Source organism: Legionella sp., assembly GCF_047605385.1.
In the GTDB taxonomy this organism is placed as follows: domain Bacteria; phylum Pseudomonadota; class Gammaproteobacteria; order Legionellales; family Legionellaceae; genus Legionella.
On sequence record NZ_JASGFU010000053.1, the window covers coordinates 1 to 17,863 of the forward strand.

Below are 17,863 nucleotides of genomic sequence, written 5' to 3' on the forward strand. Positions count from 1 at the left end.
ACTTCGCCGGAGCCCTTATTTGGATGCGTTAGAAATTTTGTTCACAGAACCTAGCCATTACTTTAAGTGCAATTATTTTACTTGTACTCATCGAGCGTCAACGCCTGCATACTTTGGCGCGCGAAAAATTCAAACCCCATGAAATTGAAACAGTAATTATTTTAGTTATTTTTACTTTAGGCATTTTACCACTCCTGCCTGATCGCACGTTTGATGTTATATATTGCGATCCTTGCTAGTTTCATCTCAAAAATAGCATTGTTATGGAGTTTAACATCTGTACGTTTTGCTTTTCACTCCATCTTATATTACTTGGGATGTTAGCTCGTGGCGTTATCATTTACTCGATTGGGATTTAAATAAGACCCTGACTTTATCTCCATGTGAGAATTACAGGAGGTTTGTGCTCTGTGGGCAAGGTTTTACTCGATGGCCAGCCAATAATAATGGGAGCTACGGCCGTCATTTTTTTAGGTATTTCTAACTCCTCTTTCCATTCGGGTAAGTTTAGAGCAGGAACTGCAAAACCAATAACACAAGAAGATAAACCATAAGTAAGCGCAGAAAGCATTAAATTTTCAGCGGCTAACCAACAGTCAGCACTGACAAATTTTCCTTTAAATGTACTGTATATAATAATTAAAGTTCGTGCATTATAAAAAACATTGAATTCTTTTTGTTGTACTATTTGAAGAACATGTTCCTCTTGTAAATCTTTACTCTTCTTTTGATCATTAATCGTTAACTGCTTTGCACTTTCTGAAATACGATCTAATAAAGATTTATTTTGAATCACTACAAATGCCCGGGATTCTTCATGAAGCGCTGTGGGAGCATGCACTGCGATATCTAACAATTGACGAATAATTGCTGAATCAACTTTCTTAGATAAATAGTTACGTACAGCCCTGCGATTGTATATGGCGTCCATTACATCAATTTTGTAACGATTTATTAATTCGGAACTTTCCATTTTCCTGCTCCTAGCGTGCTGTATTTTCTATGTATATTTAGGTTTATTATAGCAAAGTTTACAAATTAAGATGTAGGGCCGTGTCGCGAAAAACTTTTAAGACGCGAGCAAGAGAACTAGATAAGTTTATGCAGCAATCCCATAGAACTGTTCAAAGATAGACTGATTTCCTGCTTGCCCATGCGACCCTTTTCGAAGCATGTGGTGCAATTCAATTCCTGCCAGTGTCGCTTGTGCTGAATGAAATGCCTTGATAGAAATGAACACAGATATTCTTTGCTTTAAGAGAAGAACTCATTTAAAGCAACAAGCTGTTTTGGTAAAATTTAAAACGTACTTGTGTTTTGGGAGGCTACAGGTACTTTAGGCGGGAGTTGTTGTAATTAAAATAATCATCTTTATTTGCAGCATAGACTCATGATACTATTCTTCAGGGTTTAAGCGGGTTAGGACTGCTAGTACAATACACATCTGAAGCGGCGATTGCATGTCTTCGCTAATATAAAGCATCTTACATTAATTACTGGCGCCTGCATTCAATTACAGAAATCGCTGTTGGAAGAGGTTCAAATTATTTTTGATTAAAATTATCAGCTAATCATTTGCGAACTAAAAAGTATTGGAGAACTAAGTGAAAAGAGCAATTGTAACAGGTATTACTGGTCAGGATGGTGCATATTTAGCGGAGCTATTGCTCAAAAAAAATTATATTGTCTATGGGACTTACCGACGCTCTAGCTCAGTCAATTTTTGGCGAATTGAAGAGCTAGGGATAAAAGCTCATCCCAACTTACATTTGGTTGAATATGATTTGACTGATTTATCAGCCAGTATTCGCTTAATGCAAACTACTCAGGCAGAGGAAGTATATAATTTAGCAGCACAAAGCTTTGTAGGGGTCTCTTTTGAGCAACCACTTACTACAGGTCAAATTACTGGATTAGGTGCAGCTAATTTGTTGGAAGCGGTACGCATCGTAAATCCTAGCGCTCGTTTTTATCAAGCCTCGACCTCAGAAATGTTTGGAAAAGTGCAAGCGGTGCCACAAACTGAAGACACTCCTTTTTATCCAAGAAGCCCTTATGGAATTGCCAAATTATATGCCCATTGGATGACCGTAAACTATCGTGAATCTTACGACCTTTTTGCCTGCAGTGGTATTTTATTTAATCATGAATCGCCTTTGCGTGGACGTGAATTTGTTACCCGTAAGATTACTGATTCCGTAGCAAAAATCCATTTAGGCCAACAAAAGATACTTGAGCTTGGCAACTTGGATGCAAAACGCGATTGGGGTTATGCTAAAGAATATGTTGAAGGAATGTGGCGCATGCTACAAGCTGATAAATCAGATACCTACGTACTAGCAACCAATCGCACTGAAACAGTACGTCATTTTGTCTCTCTGGCATTCAAAGCAGTTGATATTGAACTCCACTGGAAAGGGGAGCAAGAGCATGAGCAGGGAGTAAACACCAAAACTAATGAAGTACTGGTAAAGATTAATCCTAAATACTATCGCCCCGCAGAAGTTGATTTACTAATTGGTAATCCTAAGAAAGCTCAATGTGAATTAGGGTGGAAAGCGAAAACCTCTTTGGAAGAATTATGCCATATGATGGTTATGAAAGATATTCACAGAAATGAACACGGACTTTCATTTTAAATTGAATTGAGGGTGTAATATGCCAACAGTTTTTCTTACTGGTGCCTATGGCTTTACAGGAAAATACATGAGTGAGCGCCTTCGTAATGAAGGCATTGATGTTTATGTCCTGGATTGTAGTATTACACATCGTGAAGCAGTGCAAAAGGCAGTACAAGAAGCACAACCGGATTGGGTAGTTCATCTAGCAGCGGTATCCTTTGTCGGCCACAAATCAGACGAAGCTTTTTATCAAGTAAATGTATTAGGAACTCTTAATTTGCTTGAATCCCTTGCTACTCTTTCTCAAAAGCCTAAACGTATACTCATTGCCAGCAGTGCTAATATTTATGGAACTCCCAATATGGAACTGATTGATGAGCAGGTTACTCCAGCTCCTGTTAACCATTATGGGTGCAGTAAATTGGCCATGGAACATATGGTAAGTAATTGGTTTAATCGATTACCAATCATTATTACTCGCCCATTTAATTACACTGGTGCAGGGCAATCTGAGCGTTTTCTTATTCCAAAAATCGTAAGTCATTTTGCGCAGAGAAAGCCATGTATCGAGTTAGGTAATCTGAACATTAGCCGTGATTTCTCTGATGTTCACGATGTATGTAATGACTATATTGCTTTACTTAAAAGCACTGCTCAAGGCATTAAAGTAAATATCTGCAGCGGCAAAGCCATTTCATTAAAAACAATCATTGAATACATGAATGAAATCGCTGGCTATGAAATTGAAGTTCGCACCTCGCAGGCATTGGTGCGCACCAATGAAATCCCCATATTAAAAGGCAGTAATGCTTTATTGCAAGAATTAATCAAGCAAATGCCATCAATTCCTATTGAAAAAACATTGATGGAAATATATCAATATTATCTGCAAAATATCACCTAAGTAACTTACTTATTGCACATTAACTTCTGTTTTCACTAAATGACCAACGCTTATGACCAAAATAACTTGTAAAAACAGGAATTAAAATGCCTACTCCGTGACCTATTTCTCTGGTCAAATAAGTAATGCCTAAAGCAGGAATTAAATAATAGCTCAATCCCATACTGACTAACCATGTCTGTAATATTGCTAATATATTTATTAAGATGAAAAAGACAATAGAACGTCGTAACGATTGTTTACTTTGCGTAAAAACGAATATTTTTGCCAAAATAAACGCGATGATCATGCCAGTGATGTAGGCTAAAAGCACTGATGCGGAAAAGCTAAACCACATATTATAAATAATTCGCGAACCAAAATTGACCGTGGCGGCAATTCCGCCAGTAAATAAAAAGCAAACGAATTGCTTCGATTTAAAATAAGCAATCATGCAATAGCCTCTTTTGCCATTTTACGACCAAAATCAATACTTTCAGAAATACCACGATCCTCAGGATAATAATATGAAGTATCTGCCACCCAAAGCCCTTTAATCGGCAAAGCAACTGGTGGCAACTTATCCAGATAACCTGGCTCGCAAATGGGTTGCGCATGGCGATAACGGCTGGCACGAATATCAATGAAATCACTGTCATCAAGATCAGGATTAATTTTTTTAAGATAACTTCTTACTTTACTAATAAATACGTCATCAGAATCATTAAACTTAGCGTGCTCACCTGGCATATAAAATGGCACATAGACCACATGATTATCTAAAGGCCGTAAGTTGGAGTATTCAACTAGCCCTGGAATATCCATCTCGGGATCATTGATATTGAGCCAAAAATTTTCTGTAACTGCTTTTTTTAATTTAGCAATCACACAAACTACTGCAATATTTTTCAAGTGCTGAAATTTGGTCAGCACCTCACCAGGAAGATCCGCCATAATCTTTGGAATATACGGTAAAGGAACCGTACTGATTACTTTGTCAAAAGCTTCAAATTGCCCCTGAACCTCTACTCCTTTCACTGAGTTGTCTTTAATCACAACTTGATTCACTGGAGATTTCAACCTGACTTCACCTCCTCCAGCTTCAATTGCAGTTTTAATTGCCTGCAATAAGGTACTAGAACCACCTTCTAAATATCCTAATTTTTCTTTAAATAAATTATAACGAGAACGCCCTATGCGACGTATACGGCTCCAAATCCAGGCAGCAGAAAGATTAGTAGCATATTCATAAAACTTATAATCAAACAAATTTTTCCATAATACATCATAAGCTTCCTTACCAACCCAGCGTTTTATCCAGGAAGTACTCTCCACTGTATCTAATGGACGCCAGTCATTACGCTTGGTTGAGAAAAAAGCATGTGCACCATAGCGAATTTTAGCAATGAAACTTAAACCGCGAAATTTTAATAAGGCAATTGGATTTCCCCAAGGCTGCAGTTGCTCCTGATACCAATAGCCCATTTTCGTTTCTACCCATTGTATTTTGTGGCTAATTTGTAAATCATCAAGCATTCTTAAAAAAGCATGGTCAGAAATGCAATGAAAATGGTAATAACGCTCTATGTCTAAGCCATTAAAATCAAAGCAAGCAGTCATCCCACCAACTCGGTCATCAGCCTCAAATACAATAGGTGAATGCCCATCTTGTACTAATTGATATGCTACCGCCAAACCCATTGGACCGGCACCAAGCACTGCAATCCGCTCGCCCATATTTTAAAACTCCAAAATGACCTGACTGTATTGTTGATGATTAAATGTTTCATCAATAGCCTTGCTAAAGGGAGTCAACGGCACTGAAAAAATAGTTGGCCAATCAATAACTTCAAACTCATCCTTAGCACTTAAAGCAGCTAGCTGTTGCGTTGTAAATGGCGGATTCTTATTCACTATCCTCCATCCCCATAATAAGGCATAAAATAATTTATAAGGAATCTTAACGATTGGTGTACGTGCATTCGTCACTCGCTTTATTTCGCGAATAATATCAATGTAATCAATTTTTTCATGTCCTGATATATTATAAATACCTTGATGCTCACGATGCTCCATGCAACTGATAATTATTTGACAAAAATCACCGACATACAATGGTTGGCGCATGTAGCGACCATGTCCGGGAATAGGAAATAGTGGAGCTTTTTGCATAAAACGTGACAGCCATCCCAGATGCTTGCGATCAAACCATCCAAACATTAATGTTGGGCGTAAAACAGGACAGGGAATACCACTTTGTAATACTAATTGCTCTTGTTCTTGTTTACTTCTCGTATAATAATCATTCGCGACGGATTCCACCACTGAGGAGCTAATATGCACCAAGTGTGGCACCTGGTCACTTTTAATAGTATCAAGAATAATCTCTGTTGAGCGCACATTATTGCGCACAAATTCTTGATAATCATAACCACCAATTTGTGCCTGTAACATGACCACAACATCTGCTTTATCAAAATGTTGTTGCCAATTACCTGGCTCGGAGAGATCAACACATTCAACATAAATATCAGGATGTATTTTTTTTAAAATTGCAGTATTTGCAAGGTGCTTATCAAGCACAATAATGTCACGATAACCTCTATCTTTTAAACAGGCGACTAAATTTTGTCCGACAAGACCTGCACCACCAGGTAAAATGATTTTCATGAAGTAATCCCATTTTCTCTTTGTATTTCTAATCCATAAAGTGCCACTCCAAGGGGACGAGTGTCTGCTGAAGAGCTCACCGCGCTAGGAGCAATAGGTGATTTAATATTTAACTGCAATTCAATGCGATGATGAGCATGAGTTGTAATAGGTAGTTTAATTATCGTTCTCTTATTGTTTACTGAAAATTGCACCGCTTTGACAAATTTACCATCAATATAGAACTGAACATCCTGATGTGTCGATACCTTAGGCAAATAAGATCCCAAATCAAGCATCAGATGCCCAGAAAAATTCAAGGGTAATTTAATAGCTATTTTTGCAATGGTTCCTACGGACCAAGCATAATTATCCGCGATTGCAGACCAACCCTCTTCCAATAAAGGCAATACTTCATTCACAGAATAATAATTATGATCTTGCAGTGTAAACACATTGATCGTTAGAAAACCTAACCCATCAAGAGTAAGATCTGGTGTCGCATTACTTGGTAATTTAGAGAGCTCAGTGACAAAAAAGCGTTTGTTACGTCGAATTTCCTCTCTACTGCATTGAAGTTTTTCGGTAAACAGAATATGCCAATTTTTATTAATGCAGAATAAATCATTTTTATGGCGCTTAGCATAACTGGCGATTCCAACAATTTTTACCCATGCACCTGCGCCATCCAAATCAAGAACAAGACGTCCATTATCTTTTAATTTATTTAAGGCTGTGTATGCCGTTTGCATCTGTGTATCATTATAATTCAAGACATATTGCGGAAGTTGTGAACTATTTTTATAGGTCAATGGAAAACCAACTAAAATCAATAAAATACAGAACAAACTCCTTCCAATGCTGGATGTGAAATAATTGACTAACAACAATAAAAAAACTGAAGCCAGCAAAGCAGGAACTGCATAATAAAAATAACCGATGTATGCAAAACTTAAATCATCAACACCATATACCGCATAAAATAATAAGGCGGCTGTTGCTGCTAAAAGTATTACTAAAATTGAACGCACCCTAAATGCAAATTTGCTTTTTATCCCCATGCAATAAGTAGCAACGCCTAATACTGCAGCAAGTACCATCCATAAAACACCGCCCCAATAATTACCGATAAAAATCAATGCAGTGCTTAAATGATTACGTACATGCTGCTTATCATAATTGCTATAATCAACGATTGGACCTGGGTAATGGCGTATTGTTTGAAGAAGCAATGGAACAAAAAATACCAAAAGTAAGCCAAATGCCAGTAACAGTTGAGTTTTATTGCTACTTAAAAAGGAACTACTTAAAACCCGTTGTTGCAGATTTTGCTGAGAAGCAAAATAATTATAAGCTAATGCAAAAATGAGCATAATTCCTGAGATTGCAATGAAAGATACATGTCCGTTGATTAGAAATCCTGTACTTAAAGCAAGAGAAAATAAAGCATTCGTCCGCCCTTCAGCAAAATAAGCCAGAGCAAGCAGCAATACAGCAAAAGGGCCGTAGTATAAATGAGGAAACCAGGCTCCTGTAAAGAACGCATGGCCAGCAACTGATGAAGAAATGGCCAGGAATACCGATAAAACCGCAATGGTACTTATCATTGATCTGGTATAGGAATGTAAAAGCTTCGCAAATAAAGTAATCCAAAACGCATTGTATAATGCTATGGCAAGAAGCTGTCCAGCCATTGGTGATGGCACCCAATGCAACCAGTCATAAAACAGAACCTCACCAAAAGTAAGCACATACAATATCGCAGGCCCCGGGTGATTAAAACCAACTCGCGAATAATTACCAACAGAAAGATTAAAATGCTTTGCATCTTGTATCAGCAAAGAATTTGCTGCAAAGTCACCTATTTCGGTGCCTGCGAGCATAATGACACCATGAGTAGCCAGTGAAAAAATAATTGCTATACCAACAAAAAAGCAGCACCAAAAATATTTCGAACTCATAAAACGTTTTGCAAATTCACCCAATTACTCATTCTCCCTGTTTAAATGTCCATTTTGGCAAAAATAAAATTAGGAATACAGCAAATAACTGTCATGATGTACCTCCACAAAGTCGGTGCATAAATAACTGTTTTTTGTTTTTCAATACCTTTATTAATTACCTCAGCAACCCGTGCTGGATTAGCCAAACGTTGACCTTGGCTTTTTAAATGAGCAGTCATTGGTGTGTCTGTAGGCCCAGGTTTTATTAAAATCACTTGGACATTGGTTTTTGCCAAACGATGTTGCAACCCTTGCGCATAACGATTTATTAATCCTTTTGCTGCCCCATAAATGTAATTTGATTTGCGACCACGGTCACCTGCTACAGAGCTAATTAAAACCAAACTTCCAGAGTTTACTTGTTCCATATGCTTTGCAAAAGCTTCAGCAAAAAGCACTGGAGACACGCCATTGACCAACAATGATTCATAACATAAGTCAAGGCTTTCTTGGCATTGTTGTTGATCCAATAAAGCACCATGGGCAATTAAAACCAAATCAATCGACCCATTTTGGTATAATTGTTTTACCAAAGAAGCGATGACCTCGGGATTATTAAAATCAGTGGTGAGACTTTCTATATGTGACTGTGGACTTCGTACTCTGAGATCAGCTGCGACCATATCTAAGCGCGCTTCATTTCGTCCTATTAGTGTCATCTCAACAGGAGCTTGTGTAACCCATAAACGCGCACAATTTACTGCAATTACTGAAGTGGCACCAATCACTACAATTTTTTTCTTTGCCATTATTAATAACCCATTAAACGTCGTGACATCGCAGAACTAATCCCTGGATCACGGTACAATAAAAATTTTGCTAATTGCGGATACCCTTGTTCAAACAATTCGCGCGACATCCGTATGTCTTTTGCAGGATAAATGCGGCCTTTTGCTGCACATACAATAGCATCCAGACGTGCAAATAAAGATAAAGTCGCCTCATTACGGTTAGAAAAATCCAATGCCAAGGTAAGTCCTTCCTGCGGAAAACTAAGCATCCCTTTTGAGGTGCATTTGCTGAATGTTTTTAACACCGCCAAAAATGAACCTTCACCAAAAATTGCGATTTCAGCAAGTAACTCTTTAATTGCCTCTTTCCCCACCGCCCGAGGAACAACGCACTGATATTGGTAAAATCCTTTAGGTCCATACATACGATTCCATTCATGCACATTATCCAAGGGATACAAAAAAGGTTCGTAATGCACTATGGCTTTACCTGCTTTATGCTTTTTAAGACCAAAATACATTTGGTTAAAAAGCCATAGTGACCATTTATTGACTAAAGATACTGGAGGAGTCATTGCCATCGTGAAGCTACGTGCTTTAGGTTGCCCCCCAGATTGTTTCTGTGCTGGATTAGCACGCAGAAAAATACCGCGATTATTTTTACGAGAAATACAGTCAACCCAGGAGACGGTATGCTCCCAATCTTGCTCTGAGGTATCAGCCAAATCTAAAAATTCATTGATGTGCATGTAGGGAATAGTTTCTGTGACAAGCCATGGCCCGTTAATTGGACGCAATTGAATTTCTGCGGTAATTATCACTCCTGTCAATCCTAAACCACCTACCGTTGCACAAAACCAATCTTCATTTTGCTCAGGACCACACTCAATATGCTCTCCATTCGTACGTAAAAGACTAATATGGTGTATGTGATTTCCAAAAGAGCCATATAGATGATAATTTTTTCCATGAATATCATTAGCAATAGCGCCTCCCACAGTGACTAACTGCGTTCCCGGAGTTACTGGAAGCATCCAGCCTCGTGGTATCGCTATTTGTTGAATCTCGCGTAAAAGAACACCTGCTTCGCACACTAAACGTCCAGTTTGAGTATTAAAACTGATAAATTTGTCCAAGCCGCGTGTCTTCCATAAATTACCTTCAGGGTTTAAGCAGACATCACCATAGCTGCGCCCCATGCCATAACAAATCCCAGCAGTATTTTGGCTTATTGTCGGCAAAACCTGTTGACGGCAATTTAAAAAATGTACTTGGTGTTTGGCATGGAGAAGACGCCCCCATGAAGAAATAGTTACCATGATATTCCTATCGTTCCTAATGCAAGCACCGAGGCAAACAAAGCGCCAGCAATCAAACTCCCTCTATCTTTTACTGCAAAAACCAAAGGATCATCATGCATTAAACCGCGGTGCGCTTTAACCCAAATCCAGTTAATCCAAAACAACATTATTGGTACTGCACCCCAAACAAACTCTGGTGTACGATATAATTTTAATACCGATTCACTATTCAAATAAAATGCAAGAACTAAAACCGCAGCATAACCTGAAGCAATACCAAAAGCTTGTATTAATGGGGCATCACTGGTGTAATAACCACGTCCATGAATTTTTTGTGCCTCATTAGATTGTTGTGTTTCCAGCTCAGCATAACGCTTTACAAAAGCCAGAGATAAAAACAGAAATACTGAAAATGCCAGCAACCAAAAAGTAAGGCTAAGCGTTGTTGCAACCGCTCCGGCAATGATACGCAAGGTATACAACAGAGCCAAAGTTAAACAATCTACAAGCACTATGCGTTTTAAACCAAAAGAATAAGTAACTGTCAAAGTAAAATAGCTCGCTAAAAGCAATAAAAAATCACCCTTTACAAATGAACCAAAAATATAGCTCATGAGCAGTAATACCGGGACTATTCTTATTCCCATGCTAATTGGGACTTCGCCTGAGGCAAATGGACGTTTACGCTTGCGTGGATGCAGACGATCACTTTCTAAATCCAATAGATCATTGGCAATATATACCGAAGAAGCACAAAAGCTAAAAGAGAAAAAAGCAAATATTAAGGACAACCAGTTATCTGCCTGTGTTAATTCATGAGCAGAAAACATGGGTACAAAAAGTAATGAATTTTTTAACCATTGATGCACACGTAATACACGCGCCCAAGTGGACATGGTGGAAACCTTCGAATGAAAAACACGCTCTACTTCACAACAAGCACTTGCCTTTTTGACTAACTGCTCGTGAGCATTAACCACAATAGCACGCCTTGCATGTTTCCAAACAGCTAAATCAGTATTCGAATTACCAATATAATCAAATCCTGAATCGCCAAAACGCTCTTGTAGTGCATCTGCTTTATTTTTTCCCGCCAGATTTTTGCTGCCATCAGTAGCAATGACTTCGTCAAATAAGCCTAAATGATCAGCAATCGATGAGGCGATGGAATGGTCTGTTGCGGTACACAAGATCAGCGTACGACCCGCGTTTTTTTGTGTTTTTAACCATTCCATTAATTCCATATTGTAGGGCAAAGATTGTGGATTAAATTGTGTGCGTTTTGCTAACAATTGTTTAAGAACTGCTTTTCCTTTAGCTAACCAGAAAGGAATTCGCAATGCATCCCAAGGTGTTTTGCGTAATAGATCTAAAACGGATTCATGAAGCATATCCGTATGAATTAATGTACCATCAAGGTCAACAACAAGCGGTTGTAAATTCATGATTCTCCCGTTCAACATGGATAAATTTGTACGTCAACTTGATACAAATATATCAAACGTCAGCGCTTAATCTAACGTTAAGTGGTCCTAATGCTGTGCTTCAGAAATTAATGTCTTCATCTTCGCCGTTTCGAGTATACCGACTCTACATTTTTATGCAATAAAACTGGGCAATCATTTACTAAAATGACGAGACAAGTACCTGTTATATATAGATTGATTGTCAACAGAAACTTGGTTTTATGCTGTACCATTATTTTTTAGAGGCGACTTCTTCATAAACTTGTTCATAAGCGAGGAGCATTTTCTCATTGGTAAATAGCTCTTGATAACGTGCTTGAGCGTGCAGCCCCATTGTGATGCATTCATGGGGATTATCCCAAAGATATTGCATTGCTTGACGCAATGCGTCAGCATCAGCCGGTGGCACTACAAAACCCGTTTTGCCATTGATGTTAATGTAACTTGTTCCAGTTCCAATCTCTGAAGAGATCAAGGGCTTACCTGCCATTGCTCCTTCAAGAAGGGTAATACCAAAAGCTTCTGAACGTAGATGCGAGGGGAAAATAACTGCAGTACATAAATTCAAAAGTACAATTTTATCGTTATCAGATAACATTCCTAAAAAATGCACATTAGTTAAATTTAATTTTTGTGCATAGTTTTTTAATTCTTCTTCCAAAGGCCCGGTACCAACAATAAGCACTGGAAATTGTGTATTTTGCAGTGCCTTTAAAAGAATGTGTAATCCCTTATAATAACGCATCACACCAATAAATAGAAAAAACTTGTTCCCAAAACGCTTAGACCAATATTCACATTGTTCTTTGTCTGGTTCTGGATAGTAAGTTTTATCTAAACCAATAGGAATTGTTGCAACCTTGTGTTTATATTTTTGTAATACGGGGCTGCTTTCTAAATAATTAGGTGAGGTAGCGACGATTTTATCAACGGATTTTAGAAAGCGATTCATCAACGGCCGATAAAAAAACATTAATTGCTTCTGACGCACAATATCTGAATGATAAGTTAATACCGCAGGCTTTTTAACACGCCAAAACAAATGCATTATATCCGCAAAAGGCCAAGGAAAATGATAATGAATCACATCGACATGTGCCACTAAACGACGAAAATCACGCAGTAAAGAAAAAGAAATACTGTTTGAAGCAATAGAAAAATTTTCCCGGTAGCAAATATTTTTCACCCCATGATGCTCTGCGCTGGTATTATGATAATTCTTTGACAAAGACAACACTGAATGATTAAACAAGGCGTTCTTAGTTTTAGCAATCTGATAAATTGTCTGCTCAACACCACCAAAAGTATCATTTAAAAACGTTTTATAAACGTGCAATATATTCATAGAGTTGTTCACAGAAATTGATGGTTATTTTATTAATTAGCCATTAAACCGTGTTTCGAAAAAAGAATCGATCTGGGCCAAATCCCAATCACAGTCAATGATTATACACTTTCTGTTTCGACGTCTTTAATCAACTGCTCCACTTCATGAACGGTTTTTCCTACTAGAGACATACTTCCACGTGATTCAACATTTAAGCGTAACAAAGGCTCAGTGTTTGAAGAGCGTAAGTTTAAACGCATCTGTTCAAGCTCAATACTAATCCCATCCGTTCGATCAACATGAGGGGCCATTGGTTGAAAATGCGACTCTACCTTCGCCATGACTTGCCTGGCATCTTTCACCGTATAATTAATTTCGCCACTGCAAGGAAAAGCCACAATACGCTCATTAATAAGTTGCTTTAAAGACTTGCCCATCTTACTCATTAATTCAATGACTAAAAGCCAAGGAATCATACCACTATCACAATAAGCGAAATCGCGGAAATAATGATGCCCGCTCATCTCACCACCATAAATGGCATTCTCGCTACGCATTCGTTCTTTAATAAATGCATGGCCTGTTTTACATTGAATCGCCTGCCCTTTTGCACGGCTCACCACATCGATTGTATTCCAGGTTAAACGTGGGTCATGAATAATTTTTTCCCCGGGGAATTTGCTTAAAAAGGCTTCGGCTAATACCCCTACCAAATAATAACCTTCAACGAATTCACCATGATTATCGAATAAAAAGCAACGATCAAAATCACCATCCCAAGCAATACCCATATCTGCTTGATACGCTTTAACTGCTGCTGCAGTGGCTTCACGATTTTCTTGTAATAAGGGATTAGGAATACCATTAGGGAAATCCCCATTGGCTTCATGATTAATTTTAATAAAGCGAACTGGGATCTTGGCTGCTTTAAATCGAGCTTCAATGACATCAATAACATGACCTGCTGCCCCATTGCCGGCATCAACTACCAGTGTTAAGGGTTTTAATTCATCGAGTTGAATGTAGCTGAGCAGGTGATCCACATATTCATTTAAGATGCTGATTTTTTTGTACTGCCCTTTGGTCACTGCCTTATTAAAATCATTGGCAATAACTAATTGCTCAATGGCATTTAAACCGCTATCGCCACTAATAGGCACCGCTCCTTTACGCACCAACTTCATACCATTGTAGTCTATAGGATTATGACTGGCGGTTACTTCAATCCCACCATCTACATTTAAATGAAAGGCGGCAAAGTATACTTCCTCAGTACCGGTCAAACCGATGTCAATGACATCGGTTCCCGCATCCATGATGCCTCGTGCTAAAGCTTGTTTCAATGGTTCACTGCTATGACGAACATCACTGCCAACAACCACGGAACGTGCTTTGAGAAATTGCGCATAAGCAAAACCAATACGATAAGCAATGTCTTCTGTGAGTTCCAGATCCAGCTTGCCACGAATATCATAGGATTTAAAGCATGCAAGTTTCATAACAATTAAACCCTTCCATAGTTATCTTCAAAACGAACAATATCATCCTCACCAAGATAATCACCACTTTGTACTTCAATCATAACTAAATCAAGAACGCCAGGATTCTCAAGCCGATGCTGACATCCTGCAGGAATATAAGTAGATTCATTCACGCGTACAAAAAATTCTTTTTCACCGTTAATCACCTTAGCCATACCACTTACTACAATCCAATGCTCGCTACGATGATGGTGCATTTGCAAACTTAGACTTGCACCTGGCTTAACTTCAATGCGTTTGATTTTGAAATGATCACTGTCTTCAAGAACAGTGTAAGTCCCCCAAGGACGATAAACAGTACGATGTAATTTATGGGCTTCATGATTGCGATTTTTTAATTGGGTATAAATGTGTTTTACATCTTGCGCTCTGGATTTATCAGCAACCAATAAAGCATCTGGGGTATCAATAACCAAGAGATTCTCAATACCAATAGCCCCTACGAGACGACCATTACTTCTGATATTGCAGTTTTCCACATCATGTAAAACCACTTCCCCTTCAATACGATTGCCTTTAGTATCAGGCTCAATGAATTCGTCAATAGAATTCCAGGAGCCAACATCACTCCAACCAATCTGGCAGGGCACTACGGCGATGTTTTCTGATTTTTCCATCACTGCGTAATCAATTGAATTATCAGGTACTTTGGCAAAAGTTTGCTCTGCAAGCTCTAAACCCTCTGCATTTTGATGACTCACATATTGTGAATGAGCAAAACAGGTCTTCACTGCATCAAGAACTTCTGGGCAATGAGCCTGCATGGCACGCAGCATAGAACCTGCGGAAAATAAAAACATACCAGAATTCCACAAAAAACGACCTGAAGCAATGTATTGCTCGGCTTTTTCCATGACTGGTTTTTCTACAAAGCGTAAGACTTGATTTCCTTCAGCTTCAATATAACCATATTCAGTTCTTGGTTCAGTTGGTGTAATTCCAAAGGTCACTAATTTATCGTGTTGCGCCAAGGTTAAGGCATCGGATACAGCGCTTTGAAATGCATCCTGATCCAGAATAAGATGATCAGCTGCTAATACTAGCATCATCGCGTCTTCACCGTGTTTTTGAATAGTGTGCAATACTGCAGAAGCAATCGCGGCAGCCGTATTACGGCCAACAGGCTCCATAATATAAGAGGTCTGTTTACCATCCTGATTTACTGCAGCACTTTCTTCAATGATTTTAAATAAAAATTCTTTATTAGTAACAACCAATACGTCTTGGACATTGGGTAGAGAAGCCCCGCGAATAAATGCTTTTTGATAAAGGCTTTGCCCATCTGCAAGGCGAATAAAAGGTTTAGGGTGTAATTCACGAGATACTGGCCAAAGGCGCGAACCTGCGCCGCCACAAAGAATGATGGGTATTAGCTGCATATAAATCCTATTTTCTTTTTCTTAAAATTTACGGTCAGTGTACAGTCAAACTTAAATGCATCGGGATATGATACTTATTTCACTGCGGTAAGAAATTTTTCCTTATAAAAACCTAAAAATATGAAGCCACGTTATATTTATTCTTAAGAAAATCCTTATTCTTCATAGAAGGATTTAAAATAATTCATGAGTGAGGCAGTTTCATATTTAATACTGAGTTCTGATAGTAATCGCTTGCTTATTTTTGTCAAGAAAAAAATAATGTACTCAGTGGTGAAAATCAGCGTTTACGCCGTCTCGAAGCCTAGGTACTCGAGTCAAAATCCATTCCAAGGCTTCGAGACGATGCTAACGCATCTCCTCAGCCCGAACGGATCGTGCTAATGACAGTTCATTTATCCCGAACTGACGTTAACTTAACAGCAGCAGACCTATTCTTACCCACAAATATTTTGGCCGTTCCCTGCTAATGTTATCCCTTCCTGTGGTGATGACTCTTTAAAGAGGCTACACGTGGCAAGTGGTGTTTTCTCTTTCATCAAATTATTATAAATAGCATGCAAATCAAGCAAACCAGCACATGTTTTGTGGGCTTGTTGTAAACAGTGCAATCCTCTTCTTGTCGTCAGTTTTTTGGCAACATGAGGCTCAAGGTTATCTAATTCACTAAATGTCAGTAATTTTTCAGAGATACATTGATATCCCCAGCAATTTCGGAAATCAGCAGTCAATACAGCTTTGATGTTTTTCAGTTGCCCTATCTCTTGTTCTGTTATGACTTTATCTTTAATAGCCATTGTGAATGCTTCATTTATAAGATAGAAGAGTACTTTTTCATTAGGTGTATCGATAAATAAACAATAAACAGGGGCCAGTAAAGGATGGATTTCCATTGTTCGATAACTTATTGTGTGGGGAAAGCGATCATCAGTTGAGGAACGTATGCTGTGTACTAAAGGATTAAACGGAATCAGGACAGATTTAAAATAACGAATACCTTGATGTTCATGTTCTATTGAAGTATAAGCACATAATTCCTCATAACAATCACAAACAGGGTATACTTTACCAGCCCATGCATCAATAATGACACTATCAGGGTCACAACCAAGTTTGACAAACATGTGATCTCCATTGGTTAATGAACAAAGTTCAATAGGCCAATCGAAAGATTCTTTTTTATGTAACGTGAGTAAATAATCGTATACTAAGCTTGCATACTCGCCACAATTGGCAATCTTCATTGTTTTAATTAAGTTGATCTGATCATTATATAATTCTACTTGTGCATTATTAGATAAAGTGAATCTAATGGTTAAGGTATTATTTATATGCGAATCTGTAAAGTTTTGGTAGGCATCGTTTATAAACAATTTCCTCTTTTTGGGATAATTCGACGCTCTTATTGCTTCATGCATATTATTTAGTTTTATTCGCATTTCATAAGGGATCCAATTAACTATTTGTGGATGGGTCGATGACACTGTAATCATTTGGCGCACAGCGTTCACTGCCATACAGCCATAATGCAGTTGTTGCATCAATGTTGTATTAATTGAATGTATCTGGTACTTCTGTCCGATGAATACTTCATCAATTGGCTCATCAAGTGGAAGGAGGGTAGCACGTGTTGCCAAATTTAATAGATACAAACCCAATGCAGATTTTTCGTCTTTTGTTAAGAAGATATTTCCACCCAGCAAGTGGTAAGGTAATTGATTGTGATCATTAACAGTTCTTGCAAGTCTAAAGAGTTCTTGTGGCTTAGTTTTTTCCATATCTTCAATATCACTGATGCTTTTACACTTTAGCACTGCATTATGTAATACTGTATTCCCAGAAAAATTAATTTGGTCTGGCATTATTGCTTATTATTAAATAGAAACAATTTTACCAAATAAGAATTAAAATGTAACTCCCCAGGTATTTAATTGAGCTCACCGGCTTCCCCTCTCCACCGCG

Annotated in this window: 15 protein-coding genes; 2 read left to right on the forward strand and 13 right to left on the reverse strand. The window is 38.2% G+C overall.

Translation table 11 applies throughout. From position 1 onward, the window contains the following. Nucleotides 1-373 precede the first annotated feature (373 nt). On the reverse strand, nt 374-973 hold the full coding sequence (locus tag QM652_RS11120) for a nitroreductase family protein (RefSeq protein ID WP_415075769.1): 600 nt from the start codon (nt 971-973) through the stop codon (nt 374-376). Between the two features lie 126 nt (nt 974-1,099). Continuing rightward, nucleotides 1,100-1,240, reverse strand: coding sequence for a hypothetical protein (locus tag QM652_RS11125; protein WP_415075771.1), 141 nt, complete (start codon nt 1,238-1,240; stop codon nt 1,100-1,102). Nucleotides 1,241-1,604: 364 nt separating this feature from the next. On the opposite strand from QM652_RS11125, the gene gmd reads away from it, so the two are divergent. Continuing rightward, on the forward strand, nt 1,605-2,639 hold the full coding sequence (gmd, locus tag QM652_RS11130; protein ID WP_415075773.1) for a GDP-mannose 4,6-dehydratase: 1,035 nt from the start codon (nt 1,605-1,607) through the stop codon (nt 2,637-2,639). A 19-nt stretch (nt 2,640-2,658) separates the two neighbouring features. Beyond that, nucleotides 2,659-3,525 carry a GDP-mannose 4,6-dehydratase gene (locus QM652_RS11135; RefSeq protein WP_415075775.1) on the forward strand — a complete coding sequence of 289 codons (867 nt, stop codon included), beginning with the start codon at nt 2,659-2,661 and terminating at the stop codon, nt 3,523-3,525. A gap of 19 nt (nt 3,526-3,544) precedes the next feature. Here the strand turns inward: QM652_RS11135 and QM652_RS11140 are convergent, their stop codons facing one another. The 11 genes from QM652_RS11140 to QM652_RS11190 form a co-directional block, all read right to left on the reverse strand. Then, the gene (locus tag QM652_RS11140) at nt 3,545-3,958 is read right to left on the reverse strand and encodes a GtrA family protein (RefSeq protein WP_415075777.1); all 414 of its coding nucleotides are present in this window, start codon (nt 3,956-3,958) and stop codon (nt 3,545-3,547) included. Then, the gene (locus QM652_RS11145) at nt 3,955-5,241 is read right to left on the reverse strand and encodes an NAD(P)/FAD-dependent oxidoreductase (RefSeq protein ID WP_415075779.1); all 1,287 of its coding nucleotides are present in this window, start codon (nt 5,239-5,241) and stop codon (nt 3,955-3,957) included. The genes QM652_RS11140 and QM652_RS11145 overlap by 4 nt, the downstream gene beginning before the upstream one ends. Before the next feature lie 3 nt (nt 5,242-5,244). Beyond that, complete coding sequence (locus tag QM652_RS11150; RefSeq protein ID WP_415075781.1) at nt 5,245-6,174, reverse strand: NAD-dependent epimerase/dehydratase family protein; 930 nt, start codon at nt 6,172-6,174, stop codon at nt 5,245-5,247. Continuing rightward, a complete protein-coding gene (locus QM652_RS11155; protein WP_415075783.1) occupies nt 6,171-8,138 on the reverse strand; it encodes a hypothetical protein in 1,968 nt (655 codons plus the stop codon). Before QM652_RS11155 ends, QM652_RS11150 begins: the two co-directional genes overlap by 4 nt. A 17-nt stretch (nt 8,139-8,155) precedes the next feature. Beyond that, nucleotides 8,156-8,905: an SDR family NAD(P)-dependent oxidoreductase gene (locus tag QM652_RS11160; protein WP_415075785.1), complete on the reverse strand. Its 750-nt coding sequence runs from the start codon at nt 8,903-8,905 to the stop codon at nt 8,156-8,158. Between the two features lie 2 nt (nt 8,906-8,907). Then, nucleotides 8,908-10,206 carry an FAD-binding protein gene (locus QM652_RS11165; protein ID WP_415075787.1) on the reverse strand — a complete coding sequence of 433 codons (1,299 nt, stop codon included), beginning with the start codon at nt 10,204-10,206 and terminating at the stop codon, nt 8,908-8,910. Further along, nucleotides 10,200-11,633 carry a UbiA family prenyltransferase gene (locus tag QM652_RS11170; protein WP_415075789.1) on the reverse strand — a complete coding sequence of 478 codons (1,434 nt, stop codon included), beginning with the start codon at nt 11,631-11,633 and terminating at the stop codon, nt 10,200-10,202. The genes QM652_RS11165 and QM652_RS11170 overlap by 7 nt, the downstream gene beginning before the upstream one ends. A gap of 253 nt (nt 11,634-11,886) precedes the next feature. After that, entirely contained in the window at nt 11,887-12,999 is a 1,113-nt protein-coding gene (locus QM652_RS11175; protein ID WP_415075791.1) for a glycosyltransferase, read from the reverse strand. A 101-nt stretch (nt 13,000-13,100) separates the two neighbouring features. Next, complete coding sequence (locus QM652_RS11180; RefSeq protein ID WP_415075793.1) at nt 13,101-14,480, reverse strand: phosphomannomutase CpsG; 1,380 nt, start codon at nt 14,478-14,480, stop codon at nt 13,101-13,103. Nucleotides 14,481-14,485: 5 nt separating this feature from the next. Next, entirely contained in the window at nt 14,486-15,901 is a 1,416-nt protein-coding gene (locus tag QM652_RS11185) for a mannose-1-phosphate guanylyltransferase/mannose-6-phosphate isomerase (RefSeq protein WP_415075795.1), read from the reverse strand. A 437-nt stretch (nt 15,902-16,338) separates the two neighbouring features. Beyond that, nucleotides 16,339-17,763 carry a hypothetical protein gene (locus QM652_RS11190; protein ID WP_415075797.1) on the reverse strand — a complete coding sequence of 475 codons (1,425 nt, stop codon included), beginning with the start codon at nt 17,761-17,763 and terminating at the stop codon, nt 16,339-16,341. Nucleotides 17,764-17,863 lie beyond the last annotated feature (100 nt).